We start from the raw sequence: 21026 nt of genomic DNA, 5'->3' as shown, positions 1-21026 counted from the left end.
TTGTCTACGCATGTTTGTCCCATAACTTACATTTTTTAAGCTTGTTCTTCTTAGTGCCTTTTTCTATAGCGGCGTCTATGTCGTCTGGTCTTAATTTCCCTTTAATCTGCACAATGGCTCCATCATGATTGTCAGTGGTAAGGATGAGCAACTCACGGATATATCCGTCCTTCTCTTTAAGGTAGATGTAAGCGACCTCATCATTCTTTTTTGCGATGATGAGAGGCGTGTATCCTGTTGGACGGAAGGTCTGGAGCGTCTTTTGAAAACTCTGTTTGACGGTCGAGGTACAGTCCTCCAAGGAGAGAATTCGGAATGAAGAGAGTGCCTTGAGTGCTTCTTTGTCTTCTGAATCGGTCTTAGCAAAGGCCTTGACGATGGACATTGCGAAACGAGTAATGTGCATGTAGTTGGCCTTCTCCTCGTATCTGTATTGTCTGAATAACGTACCTATGCTCTGTGCTGAGGCCCCAACAGCAGAGATGATGAGGGCGAATAAGATGATAAATCGTTTCATGGTCGAGTCTTGTTTAGTTTATTTGTGTATCTACGATATCGTTAACATCAGCGGGATTGATATGTCCGTCAATCTTAATAAGCGAACAGTCTTCTTTGTCAATAGCAAAGATAAGGAGGGTATGTATAACTTTCTCATCTCCTTTGAGGAGTATTCTTACCTTCTCTCCGTCCTCGTTGGCCTTCACCATAGGCTCATAACCCAGTGTTTCCAAGTTATTGATATGGTCGAAGAGCTTGTCTTTTGTCTTCTGTGGAGCCTCCTCGAAGCTTAAAATCTGTATTCCGTCCACTTGCTTAAGGAACTTATCAGCATCCTCGTCGTCGGCCATTTGCATTCCTATCTGTATGAGTGACTTAGGGAGATTGACGTAAGTAACGTTCTTCTCCTTCCTGAACTCCTTAATAAGCGTTTCTATTGAATCGTTCATCGGTTCATTAGTAACGGCTGAAGAGTTGGCTTGTGCGGTGCATCCTGTACACATGATGACTGCAACAAATACGATAGTAAAGATTGTTGTTTTCATTGTCTTGATATTTAATGGGGTTAATGATTCTGTTTTGTCCACATCTATAGAGACGGAAGGGAGGAATGATTTGTGGCAAGGAAAGCCTTTTTTTCTTTAAAAAGATGCTATATACGTATATTATAGATTGTTGGGTGTCTGTTTGCTTAGGATGGGGTGGGGTCTTTCTAATGTTGAGTTCTACCTCTATTGAGGGTTCTCTGACGGGGGTTAGACCCTTTATGAGATGGATGTTTATCTATCTGTGCGAAGGGAGAAAGAGGTCGGCATGATGCGTGATGAGCCTCCGTAGGATGGTTGAGGGTGGTGAGTTCGGGTGTTTATGACCATAGATTGAAAGCTATTAAAGGTTCTTATAGAAAGGAAGATACGTCGGATGGTACAGAGAAACAGGGTGTTGGCTTATAGCTTTCGCTCTCTCTTACCATTCCATAGACTATGCCAAAAGGTGGTAACAACCGCCAGCCATAGCCCTGATAACGCCTTTCATTTCCAAAGTGAACAGTAGTCCTGTGAGGCGTGAGATAGGGATGTTTGATTGAATAGACAAGAGATTAATCTGTAGATCATTGTTTTTAGTGAGCACGCGGACGATGGTCTCCTCATCAGAAGACAAATCAGGGAAAAGCGTTCGCTCGATACCTCGCTGTTGAGCTTGCTCCAGTTTGATAGCATCATCCCACCCCATAGCCTTTATGAAGTCGGTAGCAGAGGTGATAAGAGATGCCCCGTTGTCTCGGATAAGATTGTTACATCCCTCGCTAAAGTCCGAATAAACCGAGCCAGGAAAGGCGAATACCTCACGTCCATAGCTACGTGCAATACTGCAAGTGATAAGTCCTCCACCCTTCGCAGCCGACTCTATGAGGATAGTAGCATCTGCACAACCAGCTACGATACGGTTGCGTTGTACGAAGTTGCGGGCTATGGGCTGTGTTCGTGTGGCGTATTCGGTGAGTAGTCCACCTTGATGTATCATCTTTTGGGCGGTCTCTCTGTGTCCACGAGGGTAGATGTCGTCGAGTCCATGGGCTAATACGGCGATAGTGTTAAAGCCATTCTCCAAGGCTTCTCGGTGTGCATGGATGTCTACACCGTATGCTAATCCACTTAAGATAAGTACGTCTGGGCATAGAGCCTTCAGTTCTCTGACAAACGAATGGATAATGTCTCGACCGTAGGGAGTGCAGTGTCGTGTCCCAATAATATTGATTACGTGACGTTGATTGAGGTCGGTATTACCGAAGAAGTAGAGTAGGATGGGTGCGTCTGGGCATTCTTTGAGTCGCTGTGGATAGCGTTCATCATTCATGCAGATAGGCTCAATGCCATGCCGATGGTCGTATTCTAATTCCTTTTCAGCCCATTCTCTGCAGATGTCAATATCTTTCAATGCTTGTATAAGATGTGTTGAGGCATCGGGGAGTATCTCTCTAATGTCTCTTTTGTGCTCGATGACCGTTGTTGCAGAGCCTGCCCGTCTGTAGAGTTCAGCTAATTCAACGAGATTGAAACGGCTGAGTCGGGTTAGTAGAATTGAGTATAATGATTCCATGGTGGTGTGATTGATGAGGTCACCCCTAACGTTCTTCCTACGAGGGGGAGGACGTTAGGAGATGAGACAAGGTTTTATAATACGGCAGCAAACGCTTCGTCATATTCTTTGCTACTGCCTAAACGACCGTTGATAAGCGTCACAAGGTCTACATCAGCATGGAAACAAAGACGCTCATCACTGGCCCTGAAGAGGTCATGAGAGAATATCCAACGTAGTCCACTCTTCTTTAGTGACATGCGAGAGATGATTTCGTCGTCACAAGTAAACGGCACTTTATAAGTGAGTTGCATGCGTGCTACGACAGCATCAACGCCTTTTGCGTGTAGTTCAGAGAAGCTTACACCTAACGACTTGAGGAACCTGTGACGTGTATGTTCGGTGTAATGCAAGTAGTTAGCATTGTTTACAATACCTTGGATGTCGCACTCGTAGTCGCGAACATCCAGTCTTGTCTCAAAGACATATTTCTTCTTTTCCATAATCTATTTGGTTTTTTAGACTCTTATTAGGCTTATTAGGCCTATTAGCCTTATAGTCCTCATTAGCCTTATTAGCCCTATTCTCTTATTCCTTTAATGCTGAATTCCCTTTCAGATACTCGTATCCTATTCTGCAACGGAGACAGTCTTTGCGGTCGCAATACGCCTTCTTTAATTGTATAAGGGCCTGTGAATCACCCGCAGTATCCACTGTCAATCCCACTTCCTGCCACATCCTAACAATGTGATTACGCTCTGCTTTTAGCGTGTCAAGGAAGTTGAAGGCGCGATCACAGTACTTCTCAGCATTCTTATGAGTACCGTATGCGAAGAGGATAGGCACAACAGTGTTGATAATCAGTAGGTTCAACGATGCTGTAGACAGTCGTTTCTCACATTTCGCACTCTCTTCTCCAAAGACATAGTGGCTCTCCCAGTAGGGTGTCACCTGTGTTGTCAATAGTTTCCGGACCTCTTTAACCGTCTCACAATCCAACAACTGCGATAATCCAGTTTGTCGATTATAGTAGAGAAGGGCCAGTTGTGCAATCCGAATATGTGGGAAGTTCTGTGGACGTAAGCGTAGGAAGCGCCATTGAGTAGCATCCATCTGCTGTAGACCGAACTTATGTGAGAGATACTGATATTCGCTTTTTAATTGTGCAAAGTAGGCATCTTTCAATGCCTTCTCTTGGTAGCGTTCGGGTATGGAGTTTGTTTCCAATAGTCCTGCCTGGCCTAAGAAGAAGGCCTCAATCTGCTGAATATCGTCACGATGGTGGGCTATGTCCTGCAGAGGTATGTGTTTTGCCCATGTCTCAAAGGCATCGCCATTAATACCGAAGCCGTAGTTACGAGCCAAGGTAACGAAATAAGCCGCTTCCCATGAGCCTTCACAGTCATGCAGCCGTTGTACTATTGCGTCCGTTTTCTGCTCTAATCGCTCTGTTTGTAAGGCACTCATCCACGAATGAACCATTAGTTTAGAGAGGTTAGGGATGATGCGATAGCATGCAGGATACTCATCTGTTGTGAGCAACTCTTCGTAGTGTTCACGCACGTCAGGCGGCACCTTCAGTCGTACCTGTGGTGGATACTCTCCTCGTTGAGTCTTAATATCAACGTCGATAGACGCTGCCACGTGTAGTATAACGTTGTTATAATTAGGGTCACGGTCGTGTCTATGGAGGAACCAGTCCGATGCTCGGTCGTGAATCTCCACATTTCCCACCCACAGGGTGCCGTTTATTTTCACCTTGGCATTGAAGAAGTCGGGTCCAGCATTGCGATTATGCAGTCCAGGATCAATAACTTCTACCTCCTGTCCGTCGGTAGTCTTGAGTCCTGTCAACGGAAACATCTTATGCTTCCAGACGTAGTGGATGAGTTGTTCCATAACAGATTCTTGGTTTAACAATACGCAAATATACAAATAAAATGGTAGAATTGGTCTTCTTAACGATGTATTTTCTGTTTTTATTAGTATCTGAGTGTAGAAGAAAGGACTTTTGTCTCCATTCTATAGGTTTATCTTTAATAGTATTACTTTCCCTTTACCCGATGCTTACACATTATAGAGAAAAGTGCAAACCACCACTGTAAGCAAAACAGGCATACGTTATGAAGCATTGTGACTACCTAAGGAAAGATGCTATAAGTTATTAGAAAGCGACAGAGCACATGCGAGTATGCTGTTAAGTATTTCATAGGAAAGCATCGACAGCACAATCACTTGAAATACAGGGGAGGCCTAAAAATATATCAACTTATTTTGTTTTATGCCGTAAATCAGCTACCTTTGCAATGTTTTTAATACGGATTTAGTTATGAAAATAGCATTGATAGGCTATGGTAAGATGGGCCAGATGATAGAGAAGGTAGCCCTTGCACGTGGCCACGAAATCGTAAGTATCGTTGATCTTGATAATATTCAAGAGATTGATTCACCTGGATTTGCATCGGCCGATGTCGTCATTGAGTTTACAAGCCCAGGGTCTGCTTTCGGTAATTGCATGCGTGCTTTTGGTCGTAACAAGAAGGTTGTAAGTGGTACTACAGGCTGGATGCAAACACAAAAGACCGAGATTGAGCGTCTATGTAACGAAGAGGGACATACTTTGTTTTGGTCAAGTAATTTCTCTGTAGGCGTTGCCATCTTCTCAGCTGTCAATCGTTACTTAGCAAAGATAATGAATGGTTTTCCACAGTATGACGTTGAGTTAGAGGAAGTTCACCACATGCACAAACTCGATGCACCATCTGGTACAGCCATAACTCTTGCCGAAGAGGTTGTTAACGACCTCGATCGTAAAGACAAGTGGGTGAAGGGTTACCAGCGTGCAGCCGATGGAACGGAGTCTGGAACGAATGATGTTGCGCCCAACGAGTTGCCTATCACTTCTATTCGTTGCGGTGAAGTACCGGGCATCCATAGTGTTATTTACAATTCAGAAGCCGATAAGATAACCATTACTCACGATGCTCATAACCGCATGGGATTTGCTCTTGGAGCTGTCTTAGCGGCCGAGTACACGAAAGACCATACAGGTCTGCTTACGACAAGCGACTTGTTTAAGTTTTAGTGATGGGTGTTGGGTGTTGAATGTTAGGTGTTGATGGTTACTGAAAAGTATTTAGCATAAATGTTGACAGGCATTTATAATAAGACTGACAATTATATATAATAATACTGAAAGGCGTTTATAATAAAGCTGGCAGCTATATATAATAAGGTGAACTACCGTATATAATAATACTGACAGTCGTTTATAACAACGCAGAAAGTAACCCATAACAAAGTAGGACATTCCTCATAACACTCGTCCTCCAACTGATATTGAATAACTAACATACCGTTATCACTCATTAATCATCATTTATCACCTCAATATACAGTATGATAGATAAAGAAAAAGCAGCCCTAAACCCTAAGAAACAATGGGCTAAGTTTATTTGTGCGCTTGTTCTCTACCTTCTTTTCCTGGTTTGGGTAAAGAGTTGGTGGGGACTATTAGTAGTTCCTTTTATCTTCGATTATTATATAACAAAGAAGATACGATGGAAGTGGTGGGAGGACTCTGAGGGCCCGATCCGCTTTATCATGGGATGGGTAGACGCACTTGTATTTGCGTTGGTGGCTGTGTATTTCATCAACTTGTTCTTCTTCCAGAACTATGTTATCCCTTCTTCCTCCCTTGAGAAATCGCTCCTTACGGGCGATTACCTCTTTGTTTCGAAGGTTAGCTATGGTCCGCGTATCCCGGAGACACCGTTGACAATGCCGCTGACCCAGCACACCTTGCCTATTATCAATACTAAGAGCTATATCTCTTGGCCACATTGGGACTACCGTAGGGTGAAGGGCTTGGGTAAAGTAGAGCTGAATGACATTGTTGTTTTCAACTTTCCTGCAGGCGACACCATTATGACTGAGCCTGCTTACCAGGGTAATGACTACTATCATGACGCCTATACATACGGCACAAACTTCCTTGCTCAACAGAATAGAAACATTCGTTTGGCAGACATGAACACCCTCCAACAGCGTGCTTTCTTTGATAAGGCTTACGCTATGGGAAGGAATTATATCATCAAAAACGTGGGCACTTTCGGTACGTTAGGATGGCGTCCTACTGACAGAAGAGAGAATTACGTGAAGCGTTGTGTGGGTCTGCCTGGACAGACTTTACAGATAAAGAATAGGATAGTCTACCTCGATGGGAAACCTAATAAAGAGCCTGAGAATGTAGAATATACCTACTTTATCAAGTTTAAGAATATCTCTGTCGCTGACTTCATGGGTGAGCGTTTCGACGAGCTCCGCAAGGAGTATAACATAAGTGACGAAGATGTACAGACATTAGGACGTCTACATGGCTACGACCTCAACCAAGGCTACGTGCTTAATAGAGCTACATTGGCTTACGATGGATATATGCCATTGACTAAAAGTGCAGCTGCTGAGCTGAAGCGACAAGGCATTGTTAAGTCTATGCGAATTGTTACTGACAAGGATATCTACGCTGGTCTTTACTATCCACTCAATGCTTATACAGGCTGGACACGTGATAACTATGGTCCTATATGGATTCCTGCAAAGGGTAAATCGGTTACTTTAACGTTAGAGAACCTCCCTGTTTATGAGCGTTGTATCAAGGTTTATGAGAGCAACGACCTACAGGTTAAGAACGGAAAGATATACATCAACGGTAAACCTGCCAATAGTTACACCTTCAAGATGGACTACTATTGGATGATGGGTGACAACCGCCATAACTCTGCCGACAGTCGTTATTGGGGCTTTGTACCTGAGGATCACATCGTCGGTAAGCCTATCTTCATCTGGTGGTCAAGTGATCCTGACCGCAAGGGATTTAGTGGTATTCGTTGGCACAGACTGTTCAACTGGGTAGATAATATTAAGTAAGTCCAAAGGACTTCCCCAATCCGTCTCGAAAGAGGGGACATGAGGAATGTCGAATAGGGCGCAATAGGAGGCAGGATGTCTCCATATACTTCTGAAGGAGAGGAGGTGCAACGCTTACCAGAGCTTGGTAGCTTGCGCATCCTCTCCTTTTATTTATCCCTTAATCATATTATTATCGTCAAAAATAAGCTTTATGACCAATCTTGATAATGGTTATATCAACGACTTAACATTCCCTTCTTCTGAAGAGGGTGGCGAGGTCTTGTTATCTTCTGCTTACTTTGCACCTATTCAATGGTACCAAAAACTGAATCGATATAGTAGTTGCTTGATAGAACAACACGATAATTTCGTAAAGCAAACCTATCGTAATCGTTGTGTAATTGCGTCTGCGAATGGTCCGCAAGCCCTCTCTATCCCTGTTGAAAAGTATGAGGGAGCGAAGTGCCCGATGAAGGATGTGCGTATTAGCGACCACGATAACTGGCGCCATCAACACTGGAATGCCTTGCAGTCGTCCTACGGTGAGAGTCCATTCTTTGAGTATTATGAGGACGATATACGCCCTTTTTTCGAGCGGAAGTGGGTCTTTCTCTATGACTTCAACTGGGAGATAACGCTTAAGATGTGCGAACTCATCGATATTATACCGTGTATGCGACGCACAGATAGCTATCAGACGAGTCTTCCCGATGGAACCGTCGATTTTAGAGAAGCCATTCGTCCTAAACATCCAGGCATTGACACCGACTTTGTTCCTCGTCGCTACTATCAAGTCTACCAACAGAAATTTGGTTTCCTACCTAATCTTAGTATCCTCGACTTGCTTTTCAATGAGGGTAATGAGAGTGTATTATACCTATAAAGTTCGTCAATACAGTGATTACTAAGCTGTAAGAATCCCCTTCTATCTTACTCGTTAAATATCTTAAAGGTAAGTCTTACGAATTATTTTCATGAAAAAAAATATTTTTTTTCACGACAAGAAATATTTATTTTCATGAAGAAAAAGATTTTTTTTCATGAAAATAATTTGGAAAAGGCGCAGAGGTGTTGTTTTATAACAGCTCTACGCCTTTTCTATTCAGTTTTTTATCGGTTTTGTTTTGCCCTCTTCTAAGTCGGAGAAAAGGGACAGTAGGACTATAACTGACCAGCCTCAACCTGCAAGACAATGCGCTCTACGAGTCTGTCAGCGCCCTTTGGGTCGTATCGTTTCTTAAGACTACTACCAAAGGCCCAGGCAAATGCTTGATAAAAACCTGCTCTTACAGGACCGAGGAAGGCTTGTACAAGCTCGTAGGATGTTGAATTACACTCACGGTCAATGAGCTTAATAAGTAGCTTACCTTGCGTGAAAGTTAGTTTCTTCATACGTGGCTTATAGGTGTTCCAGATTTCCTTCTCTACCTTCTTCATGTGTTCGTCACGCTCTTTTTTGGTTGGGATAGTCTCAAGATATGCGCCTGTCTCAAGGATAATCTGGTGACACTCTTTGGCTACCGGAAGAACCTTTTTGATGTTATAAACCAGTCGGTAATAGGCTGTCTCTTGTGCTTTATTCTTAAACTCTAAGGGTGGGAAGACGTAAACATTACTTGTTCTGACATATTGAATACTGTCTGCTCCCACCTTCGCCTTACCTATATGGACCATAGGGACGAACGTTGGAGAGTCCATATCGACCGTGCGATCCTCGGGGTTGATATGGTCTTGTGCTGTTGCAGCCGTCGAGAGCAACATTGAAAGTCCAAGTGTGAAAAGCAATCGTTTACTCATAATTGATAAGAATAGTACTACACGCTGCTGGAGCGGACGTTAATGAGGGGAGAACTTACGATGGATTTGGCGTTTATCCTACCTCAAGAGCTGAGATGAACACAGGCCGTTGCGGTTTAATCGTTCGTCTGTGCTGCTCGATAACACAGTCCTTTTGCTGCGTGTAATTAGCTTTCTGCAAAAGTAGCGATTATTTCTGACGTGGGTTAGGATTTTATTAATAATTTGTATTTCATACTATATATTCGTTCTATATGAGGTTGTTTCGCGTGAGAAAAATGATGCTTTTGGGGCTTGTTCGGATGATGTCGTAAGTGAGAAGAGGGGGATGATGGGACCATTTGGACTGACAAAATGTTAATAATACACCTTTTCTTCTTTGGAGTTTTTGCCCCTTTAGCTTGCTATATGACGCTAAAGAAAGTTAAATGCGATATTTTTATTTATCTCAAATGAGTGACCTATCAATATTTTTCCTACTTTTGTGAAACAAACCATTACGTTGAAAACAACACTCTCTATAAGGGTTACTATCTTCTTAGATGTAAGTCTGTTACGGCTAAAACAACCATTAATCGTTTGGATAATGCTGGATAAGGAGCGTGTTCGCCTTCTTTAGTAGGGGTTATCCTTAAAAATATTAATGAACTAAGACATATATCATGACGAGGAAGACACTATTGTGCTGCTGCCTGTTAGCACTTTCTGTAAGTATGAACGCACAAGACAATCATGGCTACGGAGGTGATGATGGTCACTTTAAATCGCTTGCTGAAGAGGTGACAAAGCTGAAAAAGAGTAATGATATGTTCAATGTCTATCTCAATACTGCCGCCAGTGCACAGGTGGAGACGGATAATGAGCACGAATGGAGCACGGGCTTTAAGAATAAACACTTGCGCCTTGAGATTAAAGGTAACTTAACTGATAAGTTATACTACCGTTTCTGCTATCGTATGACTAATTCGAACGTGGCAAGAAGTGAGGATAATTTCGCCCGATCTACCGATGTCGTGATGATTGGATATAGGTTTTCTGATAAGCTTTCGGTTGAGGCTGGTAAGATATTCCAGCCCTTTGGTGGCTATGAAGTGGATGAGAATCCTATCTATATCTATGAGTATTCGGACTTGACTGGCGGCTTGGAGTGCTATTTAGGTGGTGTTGTCGTTAATTATAAACCTGTCCCTACACAGGAGATTGTCGTTGGCGTGACCAATGCGCACAATGATAAGTTTGCTGATGTGTATGGTGATAACTCGCTGGCAATCGAAGGTGACGGTACTCAAAACCGAATATTGGAGAAGACACGCATCCCACTCGGATACAGCTTGGGCTGGAATGGTAGCTTTCTGAACAATAGGTTGCTTACGAGATGGTCGTGGGGAATAGAAGGAGAAGCCCGCCATAAGTATAGTCGTATGCTTATTCTTGGCCAGAAACTGAACTTAGACAGACTGCAATGGTACTTCGATTATATGTATCAGAACGATGGACTCGACCGCTTTGGCTTGGCATCAAGAGAAGTGAGGGATTTCTTCCCAGCTGTTGGAGGGGAGGTTTGGATGAGCGATGTGCACTATACGTCGTTCATAACAAAGCTTAATTGGCAGTTTGCTCCACAATGGAATCTGATGTTGAAAGGCATGTATGAGACGGCAAGTGTTACGAAGGTCGACCGTTTCAAAGACTTCCGTAAGAGTTACGGATATGTCGGCAGCGTGGAGTATTACCCTGTTAAGAGTCAAGACTTCCGTGTGTTCTTGGCTTATGTGGGGCGTAAGGTGACCTATAAGGACGGTGTTGGCTTGGATAAATACAATACTAACCGCATTGAATTGGGCTTTAAGTACAGAATAAAGGCTTATTAAATGTAGGATACAAAAGGATTGGAAAGATGCTGAAGGGCGCCTGTCAGACTGCTGTCCCTCAATGGTTAAGGGGGAGAGACATGGCTTGTCGGCCTAAAAGAATAGCCTAATAGCAGTCGTAAACGCTGCCTCTATCGGTCTTCTGAAACATCCTCATGAATGAAAAAAACTGTTCATTCTCTTCCCACATGCGAACGAGAATAACGCTAACTTTATCAATATAGAATCATGGAAGAAAAGAAATTTCGTGTAGAAAGCGACCTCTTAGGTGAACTAAAAGTACCAGAAGAGGCTTATTATGGCGTACAAACACAGCGTGCCATTAACAACTACCACATCTCACGCAAGCGTATGTGCGACTACCCAGACTATGTCGTGGCAATAGCTTACGTCAAATTAGCTGCTGTAGAGACTAATCGTCAACTCGGTGAGATTAGTAACGAGGTGGCTGATGCGATGTCGGAAGCATGCCGTGAAATCATCGATGGCAAGATGCACGAGAACTTTGTGACCGATATGGTACAAGGAGGTGCGGGCACATCTGTCAATATGAATGCCAATGAAGTTATCGCTAACCGTGCTTGCGAGATTATGGGTCATAAGAAGGGAGAGTTCCAGTACTGCTCTCCTAACGACCATGCTAACTGCGGACAGTCAACGAATGATGTCTATCCAACGACTATTCGTCTGACACTTATCCTGCTTAATAAGAAGCTTGTGGCCTCTCTTAGCGAGCTTATCGCTGCTTTCCGTAGGAAAGGGGAGGAATTTAAGCATGTCATTAAGATGGGACGTACACAGCTGCAGGACGCTGTCCCTATGACAAGCGGACAGGAGTTTAATGCTTTTGCGAATACTTTGGAGGAGGAGATAGCTAACTTAAATCGTAATGCTGCCCTCTTACATGAAATTAATATGGGTGGTACTGCGATCGGAACTGGTCTTAATGCTGCCCCTGGCTTCCCTAAGATTTGTGCAGAAAAGCTCAGCGAACTGACGGGAATGGAGTTCATTGCTGGTGTTGACCTTGTCGAGGCAACCCCTGACACAGGTGCATACGTAAGCTATTCAAGTGCGTTGAAGCGTCTTGCCGTTAAGCTTTCTAAGATTTGTAACGACCTTCGTTTGTTGGCATCTGGTCCTCGTTGCGGTCTGAATGAGATTAATCTCCCACCGATGGCACCGGGTTCAAGTATCATGCCAGGTAAGGTGAACCCTGTTATCCCTGAGGTTACGAACCAGACATGTTTCAAGGTTATTGGTAACGATACGACTGTGATGATTGCTGCTGAGGCTGGTCAGTTGCAGTTGAATGTGATGGAACCAATCATCACTGAGTGTCTTATTGAGGACCTAACATGGTTGCCTAATGCAATGGACACGCTGCGTGAGAAGTGTATCGACGGTATCACGGTGAATAAGGACCGTTGTCTTGAGATGGTTAAGCACTCTATTGGTATCGTGACAGCACTTAATCCATACATAGGATACAAGAATAGCACGAAAATTGCTAAGGAGGCGCTTGCAACAGGAGGCTCTGTTTACGACCTCGTACTCGAACACAAGCTGCTTTCTAAGGAGAAACTCGATGCTATCCTATCACCAGAACACATGCTCGCACCAGAGGAGAGAGTGAAATAAAATGCTTTTTTTCGGTCGTGTAGACTAACAGTACATAGCTGTTTCTCGCATGATTACTATAGTGAAGATGCCGTATTTGTGAGTTGGATACGGCATCTTTCGTTTTATAGGGGCTGTGGGTGTTGCCTTGCATAGCGCTGACAAGATGTCTGATATGGTCCAAAAACACTGTTTCCGATTGTGTCTTTTTCCTCTGATAGATGTGCCTTTCCGATTTTTTTTCATGAAAAAAAATATTTCCACTCATGAAAAAAAATATTTCCTGTCGTGAAAATAATTATTTCTTTTCATGAAAATAATTTGAATTTGACGTGGTGATGTCTCCTTGTCGCTGCTCGATATTGTGCGTTTTCAGTCTCGGTGATGTATTAATTGGCCATTACTTGGCGAAAAGAAAAGTAGAGATTGGACGATAAATGTCCAACCTCTACTTCCTTGTTATTGGTATATACTATGTCATTCTGCGGCTTGGGAATGTATTATTCTGCCGTGAATAAGAGAGTTAAATGTCGTTTGGGCTTTTGAAACTCTTGATGTATTTTCCTTTCTCAAAGTAATGAAAACTGGCGTAGTTCAGTTCCTTGTCTGTATGTCCGGTCAAGGGTAAATAGAAAAGATCATGGTATTTTGCTCTCCATTTAGTCGAGAACTGCTTCGTATCAATCATCAGCATAGGGAAGGTAGTATGCTTTTGTTTGAATATGTCGTCATATATATTCGATATGACAAGGACGTTAATTCCCTTGTCTTTGCACTGAGATACTAAGGCTGAAGGCGACACACAATAGGTTGAACGACAAAAGGGTGTATAGTCATATAGCAGTACTCTATCGTGTGATTCGATGTATTGTTTTACCTGATTGATGCTGACTGTATATACTTTTGAGAAGTCATGAATAGCATCAATATCGTCTTCAAGTGTTACGACTCTCTCCTTTTGTGTAGCTGAAAGATGTGAATAACCCGAAGTTAAGCCTCCTATTTGACAGGATGTTAAGCCCAAAAGGAATAAAGCGGATAGATATAAGTGTTTCATAAAGCTGATGAAAGTGTTTTACAACATGTTTTGCAAAGGTATTAAAAAGGTAGTGGAATCGATAAGAAATTATTAGAAAATGACAAAAGAAGGGATATTTCTTTTTGTAGGGTAGTAACGATGAGCTTACAGTGTATTGTTAGTTGATGTTTAGATTATGCTATGTAAGAATCTGTCCAAGCCTTGCAAATCTTGAACAATATGGTAATTGGGCATGTGAACGACTATCTTGCAAGCTCTTTCAATACTACTTCTTGCTCCCTATAGAAGCTCTTTTCGTTAGCTTCTGATACTGGTGCTATATCTGCCAGACTTGCTGCAAGGTTCTGCATCTCCCATGTGATGGAATAGCCTAACTGCTTGCGCATAGCAATACATTTATCGAGTTCGTAACGAGCACGGGCTTTGTCTCTTCTGAAGAGTAGCCCCGCAAGGGTAAAGCGCATGCGCTGTCGGAACTTTTCCTCACGTTGTACAGCGATGGCTTTACAGAGAAGTGCAATCTTGTAGCGCTCATCGTCAATGAGTTCGGATAGTTCGTGAAAGAGATAAGACTGTCGGTGGTTCTTGATAAGATGGGTGTAGATGTTGATAGCCTTGTCCTTCTTGCCCATAATTCGATATATCATCGCCTTGTAACGTTGGTTGTGCATGTTATAGGGGCTGTGCTTTAGCGCCTCTGCTAATATCGGTGCAGCCTTCAACGCCATGTCAACAGTAGGCTTACTCTCTACCTCCTTGAAGACTTTCCCTACTATACGCATTCCTATAGAGGGTATTGGATGGCCGTTCCCTTGCTCCATTCGCCAATCATCGTCCGTTAGTCGGGTGATACCCCACTGTGTTATGAAATCGATCATGGAAAATCCTGGATGGTGCTCGAAGACCAACAAGGCAGCACGCATTAAAGTGCTCTGTCCTTTAAGGTCCTTGTCGTCCATCGTAGGATAGAGCCTCAACAGACTTCGGAATATCTTATAAGCTTCTTCTAACTGCCGCTGTTGATAGCGGAGCTTCATCATGTCGACCCCTACCCAGAACATGGCAATGGTGGTATAATGCCCTTTGTGGACCGCATACATAGGGAGAATGGCTGCGTAAGCCTCTTCTGTTCGCCCTTGTTTACGAAGTGTAAAGATGTCTCTTATCTCCATCTTTCCTCTATTAAGAAAGCAGACGCCAAAGACGAAACAATAGGTTCGCCTCTTAGCGTCTGCTTTTTATTTAACAACTATCTGTCTTAACATCCGTTATTATTGATTTGTAACTGTCAAACTACCAGATGTGTCGGGGTTAGGTTTACATGCTACATTGTTGTGTGTCTCGTATTCAAGGATGAAGAAGTTCATCCATGGGCATACATAACCTTCCTTAGAATTGATGCGAGCAGATGGTTCATAATTGGTGTTGTCCTTTCTGCGCACCTGTAAGCCAAGACGTTTATAGTCGAAGTAAGTGATTCCCTCGCCCCAGAACTCTATGCGTTTCTGTATCATAAGTTCTTTGATAAAGTCCTCCATCGTGGTGGCATTGTTTGCTTGATAGGAGTTGTCGGTGTAGCGATAGGTGTTTATAAAATCCTTCAGAGCCGTAACACCTGCTGCAACACCATCTAAATGAGCAGTCGCTTCGATGTCGATAAACTTCATCTCCTCCATGCGCATCAATGGAAGACTTATGAATTGTCCCTCGTAAGTGTCGGAGATGTTACCCTTTGCTGGGCGGAACTTGATGTTAGCATAGGCTGGTAGCTCCTTCCATGCGTCCTCGTCTAAGAGGGTTAACTTCTCCTTCTTGGTGCCAATCGTAATAGAGTCGTATTTCTCGTAACCCTCATGTGTACCTGCTGCGGTCGGGTCAATCCATGCATAATGACGCCAGTCGCCTTCCGGCATCTTGTCGTATAGCGCACTACCAATCATACGTGTTGCACCGTATGTGCCTGCAAGTCCCCAATTAGTCTCCGATGTCACGGTACTGGTAAAGGTGTAGTACATATAGCTGATTTGCTCACGTGTGGTATAACCTAACTTCCACATCCATGCTTGATTGTCCTTGTTAAATCCGTCTTGTGTGCTAAGCCACTGGGCTTCGGTAACTGGACTGTAACCACTGACAGCCTTGCGAGCGTAGGTGCGTGCCTTTTCGTAGCACTCACGGGCGGTGGTTATACCTAACTTGTCATACTCAATACTTGCTGAGTCCTCGGCTGCAACGGCTGCAGCAAGGTCGGCACTGCTCTGGTCGAAACGGCTTGCCATCTCCATCCAAAGGCGGGCCTTGAGTCCATAAACTACACTAAGGTCAGGCAAAGTCTTGTCGGGACGTGCGTAGTTGGCCAAGTACTCCTCTGCATGGTTGAGGTCGGTAAGGATGAAACGGTACATCTTGTAGAATGGAGCACGTGGATTGTGGCGCTGCATCTCTTTAGTTGTTTTCTCGGTGACAATAGGAACTGTGAGTCCCCATATCCCATCTTTTGATGCCTTATCATCAAGACTTGCAATGCCAGTCTTCTTGAACTCGAATTGACGAGCTATATCGAGATAAGCCATTGCACGGTAAGTTAGAGCTATACCTAAGTAGTTCTTTGAGGTAGGAGAAGCCGTGGCTGGGTCTACGACACTTGTCACATTATTACAGGTGGCAATGAAATCGTAATAGAAACGATAGGTGTAATAAGCGTTGAAACGGGTGTTTACGCCGCTTTCGACTGTTGTCCAATAGCTGTAATTGCTGCTGTAAACAGGGATATCACTCCCTAATACTTCCCTATAAAACATCTGACAAGGATAGCCCCAGTCGTTTATTGGATCGCCTGAACCCCAAGAGTCGAAGGTTATCATATAAGAAAGGATACCATTAATAAGTCCTTCTTGTGAGGAAGATATCTTCTTTACTTGCTCAGAAGTCAGTACCTCTGATGGTTCTATACTATCGATACAGGAAACAAGACCTAAGGTTGCTGCTGCAACGATAGTCAATGATATGATGTGATTTGATATTAAGCGTTTCATAATGACGTAGTATTAATGTGAGAAGATGGTTAGAAGCTTAGTTTAATACCACCAGAGATGGTTCTCGTAGGGCTATAGGTGGATGTACTACTTCCTCCTGAAAAAGAGCCACGTGGGTCGAATCCCTTGCGTTTACTCCAGAAGTACACGTTATCAGCAGCCACATAAATGCGTATGTTATCTAATCCTATCTTGTTTACCCATATCTTAGGTAGGGTGTAGCCAAGGTTGATGTTCTGTAGAGATAGATAACTACCACTGATAAGGAAACGGTCGCACTGAGCGCTGACACTTGGGTCGTCATATTGCCAACGAGGTATATTACTGGTCGGATTACTTGCTGACCAAGAGTTAAGAACGTCTTTATGGATTGCTGCACCTCCTAAGGTACCACTCGGTGGACCCATATAACCTGCATAACCATTGTCGTATGAGAGTCCTCCTAACGAATAAGCAAAGGAGATAGAGAAGTCGAAACCATACGCATTCAGCGTTGTTCCGAAGCCACCATAGACGTCTGGGTGTGGACTTCCGCATGAGTAATAAGACGCATTACCATATACATCTGTCGTTTTAAGGGTTCCGTCAGGGTCAGTGTAGTACCACATAGCCTTTCCTTCATTAGATACACCAGCATAACGTGGCATGTACCACTCGTAAATAGGGAGTCCCTCTGCATAGAGTCTATCGCCACTACTATAGCCAGGGTGGCCATCTACGACGAGATCAGCTTTGAGTACGTCAGCGAGTTTGGTAATTTCATTCTTGTAAGTAGTGGCATTCACGTTGACATCCCATGATATATTCTTAGTCTTTAAGACTGTAGCAGCGAGGTCAATCTCCACTCCGTTGTTCACCATATCACCTATATTGTCGTACGTTCCCTTGTAGCCTGCAGAGTAAGGGGCAAAGACGAAGCATAGCATATCAGTCGTTTTCTTATAGAAGTATTCGATACTTCCACGCAAGCGGCTATTGAGCATTTCGAAATCAAAGCCTGCATTGAAGTTATTATTGGTCTCCCAAGTGATATTAGGATTACCCTTCTCTGATAGAACTAATCCAACCTTATTATTTGTGTTAACGATACTGTAGGTGTCAAGATAGTGGAAATCACCAATATTATCATTACCTTGCTGACCAAAAGAAGCCTTTAGCTTGAACATATTCAACCAACGATAAGGTTTCATAAAAGACTCTTTCGTAATGGTCCAAGCACCACCAAATGAGTAGAAGTTACCCCAGCGGTGATCAGGGTCAAATCGGCTTGATGCATCACGACGGAAGGAAAGACTTGCGAAGTACTTTTGGTCGTAGTCATACTGGCCTCGGAAGAAGAAACCCTCAGACTCATACTCTCCATTACCAGACTCTCCTGTGCTATCCAACTTTATTGCTCCGGCAAGAGTTTGGTTGGTGAAATAAGATGCCATACCAAGTTTACTACCCCACAAGTTTTCGTAGCTGTAGCGATAGAACTCATGTCCAAGGAGTAACTCCATGTGATGATGACCGAAGTCGTGGTTGTAGTTGATCAGTTGTTGGAAGTTATAAGAGTACGTTTGGTCGCTTGTTCTTGTCACAACACCCGTAGGGTAGGCTGTATGACTATATCCATAGAAAGGCTGTTTAGTCTCAGTTGCACGAGAGTTGTTGACAGTCACCGTACCATTAAGGGTAAGTTTCAATCCCTCAAGAGGCATGATATTCGCATAACCATGGAGCGAATACATATTAACCTTTGAACTATTCGTATTTAGAGCATTCTCTTGTAGTGGGTTGATATTAGGTAGCATCGGACGTCTAAGACCAATGACAGCACCATTACCATAGTCAAACATCTGTCCATTCTCATCTGTTATGATGTTACCTTGTTCGTCTCGAATAAAGGCAGGGTATATTGGAGCGACATTATTCAACTGATAGAAAAGACCATTACCGTCCGATGGTATCACATGGTATTTAGCCCGAGAGAAGTTCATGTTCGTACCCACCTTCAACCATTTACGTGCCTCGTAGTCAGCCTTAGCACGAACAGTGAGACGGTCGAAGTCCGAGTGGTAAGCAACACCCTCATTGTTTAAGTAACCTAATGAAAGGTAGTATTGCATCTTCTCGCTACCTCCTGTTAAGTTAATATCATATTCTTTGCGCATTCCATTACGGAAGGCATAGCTCTTCCAATCGTCTGGTATGATAGTATAACGCTTCCCATTATGTTCAATGACACGCCCTAATGTAGCGTTAGGGTTCATGTGTCCATCAGCTCCAATGAGCTGTTCTCCATTTGGAACAGTAAATATAGGATATCCCAGACCACCTGACGCACCAGATGAGACAAGCTGTTTGTTAGCCTCTATTACAGCCTGAGCAGGAGTCAAGCCAAGGCCATGTAGCTGATAATTATAAAGTGCATCATAGTAGACCTCATAGTACTTAACAGGGTCATCTATGGTCTCATAGTTACGATTAATACGACTATTCGTACCCCATCTCATGTCGACAGATATACGGGCATTGCCCACCTGTGCATGTTTAGTAGTCACCATGATAACGCCATTGGCTCCACGTGCTCCATAGAGTGCGGTTGAAGACGCATCTTTCAGGACGGTTACAGAAGCGACATCGGCTGGATTAAGGTTATTCCAACCGCCATCATAAGGCGCACCATCCACTATAATCAATGGACTCTGCCCTGCACTAATACTACTAAAGCCACGTACACGGATAGAAGGGGTAGCTCCAGGCTCACCACTGTTGTCTATAATCTGAACACCAGCAGCCTCACCTTTCAAACTACTCATCACGTTATTGACTTGTTTATGCTCAATCTTTTTAGAGTCAACAATAGCTGCAGAGCCTGTAAATGCCGAACGTTTCTGCTCTCCGAAGGCCGTAACAACCACCTCGTCAAGCGCTGAGTTGTCATTAAGCATCGTAATCTTCATTGTCGGTTTAGCAAGACCAGTAAAAGTCTTCATGCCGACATAAGATACTTCCAACTTAGCACCAGACTTGACATTGGCAAGTGTAAACTTACCGTCCATGTCTGTTGCTGTTATTAGTTTGCTGTCACCGACTACTTGAACAGTTGCACCAATAATTGTTTCGCCTGTTTCGTCAACTACAACACCTGTGGTTGTGAATACCTGTTGGGCAAAGCTGGCGAGTGTCGACAGCATCAATAGGGTAAATAAAAAGAGTCTTTTCGTATTCATAAGGTTGGTCTTTATGTTATTTCCAAGTAAGGTTGATTGTAATAGATAATTATGTCGCAAATATAGCTAAAAGTTTCAAACAATCAAATAAAATCAAGGAAATAATTTAAAAAAATAGTATTTAATGCTATTAGTCTGTGTTAGTGTTATTTATACAAGTATGTTGTTAGATAACAGTGTCTTCTTTTTACATATTTCTCTGTGGCCTTTTATTCTCAAAAGGTTACCTCGTTTTAAGTGCTTTCAACAGTCGGCTTCCTCCTGTTCGATGGTCTGTAATGTGTTAGTTGGGGTTAAATTAAAAGGTTATATGGGAAAATAACATTACCTTTGCCACGTAAACAATCAATCAAAGTGATATGAAGTATCTATTGGTATCAGATATCCACGGATGTCTACCAGCACTGGAAAAGGTGCTACAGTTCTATGATCGTGAGCATTGCGATATGCTTTGTGTACTCGGAGACATACTCAACTATGGTCCACGAAACTCTATTCCGGAGGGAATAGACGCTAAGGGAATTGTGGAAGCACTGAACAAACGGGCGAATAACATTGTTGCCGTACGTGGAAACTGTGATGCTGAGGTAGACCAGATGCTGCTTGATTTTCCTATGATGGGCGACTATTTGATTTTAGTTGATGAGGGTCGTAAGCTTTTCCTGACGCATGGACATATCTATAATAAGTCGTCCATGCCGAAAGGCAGTGTTGATGCGATTGTCTATGGACATACTCATCTGTGGGAGCTAACCCAGCAGGAGGGTACACTCGTTTGTAATCTTGGGTCTATCACTTTCCCCAAAGGAGGAAACGTACCTACTTTCATGACTTATGAGCATGGTGTCTTCACTGCTTATACGCTTGATGGAACACCGCTAAAGCAGGAGAGAATATAGGGAGAAATTATTGACTTTATGGGCCTTATTAGTCTAATTGGGCTAATAAGGCCCATAAA

16 protein-coding genes are annotated in these 21026 nt (G+C 43.2%); 6 read left to right on the top strand and 10 right to left on the bottom strand.

Going from position 1 to position 21026, the window contains the following annotated elements; all coding sequences use genetic code 11:
• Nucleotides 1-4 precede the first annotated feature (4 nt).
• The 5 genes from HMPREF0666_RS04055 to HMPREF0666_RS04035 all read right to left on the bottom strand — a co-directional run bounded on the left by HMPREF0666_RS04055 (nt 5) and on the right by HMPREF0666_RS04035 (nt 4476).
• Nucleotides 5-517: a DUF4252 domain-containing protein gene (locus tag HMPREF0666_RS04055; RefSeq protein WP_009011054.1), complete on the bottom strand. Its 513-nt coding sequence runs from the start codon at nt 515-517 to the stop codon at nt 5-7.
• A 13-nt stretch (nt 518-530) separates the two neighbouring features.
• Nucleotides 531-1043 (bottom strand): DUF4252 domain-containing protein, encoded by a 513-nt coding sequence (locus HMPREF0666_RS04050; protein ID WP_009011053.1) that lies wholly within the window; start codon nt 1041-1043, stop codon nt 531-533.
• Nucleotides 1044-1479: 436 nt separating this feature from the next.
• Complete coding sequence (gene dprA, locus HMPREF0666_RS04045; protein WP_009011052.1) at nt 1480-2598, bottom strand: DNA-processing protein DprA; 1119 nt, start codon at nt 2596-2598, stop codon at nt 1480-1482.
• Nucleotides 2599-2672: 74 nt separating this feature from the next.
• Complete coding sequence (locus HMPREF0666_RS04040) at nt 2673-3080, bottom strand: thioesterase family protein (RefSeq protein WP_009011051.1); 408 nt, start codon at nt 3078-3080, stop codon at nt 2673-2675.
• An 85-nt stretch (nt 3081-3165) separates the two neighbouring features.
• Entirely contained in the window at nt 3166-4476 is a 1311-nt protein-coding gene (locus HMPREF0666_RS04035; protein ID WP_009011050.1) for a DUF2851 family protein, read from the bottom strand.
• 430 nt (nt 4477-4906) lie between these two features.
• Here HMPREF0666_RS04035 and dapB point away from each other — a divergent pair, with 430 nt between their 5' ends.
• From dapB to HMPREF0666_RS04020, 3 genes are all read left to right on the top strand, one after another.
• Nucleotides 4907-5662 carry a 4-hydroxy-tetrahydrodipicolinate reductase gene (dapB, locus tag HMPREF0666_RS04030; protein ID WP_009011049.1) on the top strand — a complete coding sequence of 252 codons (756 nt, stop codon included), beginning with the start codon at nt 4907-4909 and terminating at the stop codon, nt 5660-5662.
• A gap of 314 nt (nt 5663-5976) precedes the next feature.
• Nucleotides 5977-7506: a signal peptidase I gene (gene lepB, locus HMPREF0666_RS04025; protein WP_009011047.1), complete on the top strand. Its 1530-nt coding sequence runs from the start codon at nt 5977-5979 to the stop codon at nt 7504-7506.
• 193 nt (nt 7507-7699) lie between these two features.
• Entirely contained in the window at nt 7700-8371 is a 672-nt protein-coding gene (locus HMPREF0666_RS04020; protein ID WP_009011046.1) for a WbqC family protein, read from the top strand.
• A 278-nt stretch (nt 8372-8649) separates the two neighbouring features.
• Here the strand turns inward: HMPREF0666_RS04020 and HMPREF0666_RS04015 are convergent, their stop codons facing one another.
• Nucleotides 8650-9285 (bottom strand): DUF4294 domain-containing protein, encoded by a 636-nt coding sequence (locus HMPREF0666_RS04015; RefSeq protein ID WP_009011045.1) that lies wholly within the window; start codon nt 9283-9285, stop codon nt 8650-8652.
• Between the two features lie 662 nt (nt 9286-9947).
• Here HMPREF0666_RS04015 and HMPREF0666_RS04010 point away from each other — a divergent pair.
• Nucleotides 9948-11156: a porin gene (locus tag HMPREF0666_RS04010; RefSeq protein ID WP_009011044.1), complete on the top strand. Its 1209-nt coding sequence runs from the start codon at nt 9948-9950 to the stop codon at nt 11154-11156.
• A 228-nt stretch (nt 11157-11384) separates the two neighbouring features.
• Nucleotides 11385-12797: an aspartate ammonia-lyase gene (aspA, locus tag HMPREF0666_RS04005; RefSeq protein WP_009011043.1), complete on the top strand. Its 1413-nt coding sequence runs from the start codon at nt 11385-11387 to the stop codon at nt 12795-12797.
• Between the two features lie 502 nt (nt 12798-13299).
• Here aspA and HMPREF0666_RS04000 read toward each other — a convergent pair.
• The 4 genes from HMPREF0666_RS04000 to HMPREF0666_RS03985 all read right to left on the bottom strand — a co-directional run bounded on the left by HMPREF0666_RS04000 (nt 13300) and on the right by HMPREF0666_RS03985 (nt 20068).
• Nucleotides 13300-13833, bottom strand: coding sequence for a hypothetical protein (locus HMPREF0666_RS04000; RefSeq protein WP_009011042.1), 534 nt, complete (start codon nt 13831-13833; stop codon nt 13300-13302).
• Nucleotides 13834-14057: 224 nt separating this feature from the next.
• Nucleotides 14058-14987 carry a tetratricopeptide repeat protein gene (locus tag HMPREF0666_RS03995; protein WP_009011041.1) on the bottom strand — a complete coding sequence of 310 codons (930 nt, stop codon included), beginning with the start codon at nt 14985-14987 and terminating at the stop codon, nt 14058-14060.
• Nucleotides 14988-15086: 99 nt separating this feature from the next.
• On the bottom strand, nt 15087-16850 hold the full coding sequence (locus tag HMPREF0666_RS03990; RefSeq protein ID WP_009011040.1) for a RagB/SusD family nutrient uptake outer membrane protein: 1764 nt from the start codon (nt 16848-16850) through the stop codon (nt 15087-15089).
• A gap of 29 nt (nt 16851-16879) precedes the next feature.
• Nucleotides 16880-20068 carry a TonB-dependent receptor gene (locus tag HMPREF0666_RS03985; protein WP_009011039.1) on the bottom strand — a complete coding sequence of 1063 codons (3189 nt, stop codon included), beginning with the start codon at nt 20066-20068 and terminating at the stop codon, nt 16880-16882.
• A 359-nt stretch (nt 20069-20427) separates the two neighbouring features.
• On the opposite strand from HMPREF0666_RS03985, the gene yfcE reads away from it, so the two are divergent.
• Nucleotides 20428-20967 (top strand): phosphodiesterase, encoded by a 540-nt coding sequence (gene yfcE, locus HMPREF0666_RS03980; RefSeq protein ID WP_009011037.1) that lies wholly within the window; start codon nt 20428-20430, stop codon nt 20965-20967.
• Nucleotides 20968-21026 lie beyond the last annotated feature (59 nt).

It is taken from the genome of Prevotella sp. C561 (assembly GCF_000224595.1).
Lineage (GTDB): Bacteria > Bacteroidota > Bacteroidia > Bacteroidales > Bacteroidaceae > Prevotella > Prevotella jejuni.
The sequence above is the reverse complement of the archived record's forward strand: the minus strand, read 5'-3'. Positions and strand labels throughout refer to the sequence as shown.

Bases quoted from the DNA above. Each gene is read 5' to 3' on its own strand.
- HMPREF0666_RS04015 (WP_009011045.1), bottom strand. From the start codon at position 9,285: ATGAGTAAACGATTGCTTTTCACACTTGGACTTTCAATGTTGCTCTCG.
- HMPREF0666_RS04010 (WP_009011044.1), top strand. From the start codon at position 9,948: ATGACGAGGAAGACACTATTGTGCTGCTGCCTGTTAGCACTTTCTGTA.
- HMPREF0666_RS04040 (WP_009011051.1), bottom strand. From the start codon at position 3,080: ATGGAAAAGAAGAAATATGTCTTTGAGACAAGACTGGATGTTCGCGAC.
- yfcE (WP_009011037.1), top strand. From the start codon at position 20,428: ATGAAGTATCTATTGGTATCAGATATCCACGGATGTCTACCAGCACTG.
- lepB (WP_009011047.1), top strand. From the start codon at position 5,977: ATGATAGATAAAGAAAAAGCAGCCCTAAACCCTAAGAAACAATGGGCT.
- HMPREF0666_RS04050 (WP_009011053.1), bottom strand. From the start codon at position 1,043: ATGAAAACAACAATCTTTACTATCGTATTTGTTGCAGTCATCATGTGT.
- HMPREF0666_RS03985 (WP_009011039.1), bottom strand. From the start codon at position 20,068: ATGAATACGAAAAGACTCTTTTTATTTACCCTATTGATGCTGTCGACA.
- dprA (WP_009011052.1), bottom strand. From the start codon at position 2,598: ATGGAATCATTATACTCAATTCTACTAACCCGACTCAGCCGTTTCAAT.
- dapB (WP_009011049.1), top strand. From the start codon at position 4,907: ATGAAAATAGCATTGATAGGCTATGGTAAGATGGGCCAGATGATAGAG.
- HMPREF0666_RS04055 (WP_009011054.1), bottom strand. From the start codon at position 517: ATGAAACGATTTATCATCTTATTCGCCCTCATCATCTCTGCTGTTGGG.
- HMPREF0666_RS04020 (WP_009011046.1), top strand. From the start codon at position 7,700: ATGACCAATCTTGATAATGGTTATATCAACGACTTAACATTCCCTTCT.
- HMPREF0666_RS03990 (WP_009011040.1), bottom strand. From the start codon at position 16,850: ATGAAACGCTTAATATCAAATCACATCATATCATTGACTATCGTTGCA.
- HMPREF0666_RS03995 (WP_009011041.1), bottom strand. From the start codon at position 14,987: ATGGAGATAAGAGACATCTTTACACTTCGTAAACAAGGGCGAACAGAA.
- HMPREF0666_RS04000 (WP_009011042.1), bottom strand. From the start codon at position 13,833: ATGAAACACTTATATCTATCCGCTTTATTCCTTTTGGGCTTAACATCC.
- HMPREF0666_RS04035 (WP_009011050.1), bottom strand. From the start codon at position 4,476: ATGGAACAACTCATCCACTACGTCTGGAAGCATAAGATGTTTCCGTTG.
- aspA (WP_009011043.1), top strand. From the start codon at position 11,385: ATGGAAGAAAAGAAATTTCGTGTAGAAAGCGACCTCTTAGGTGAACTA.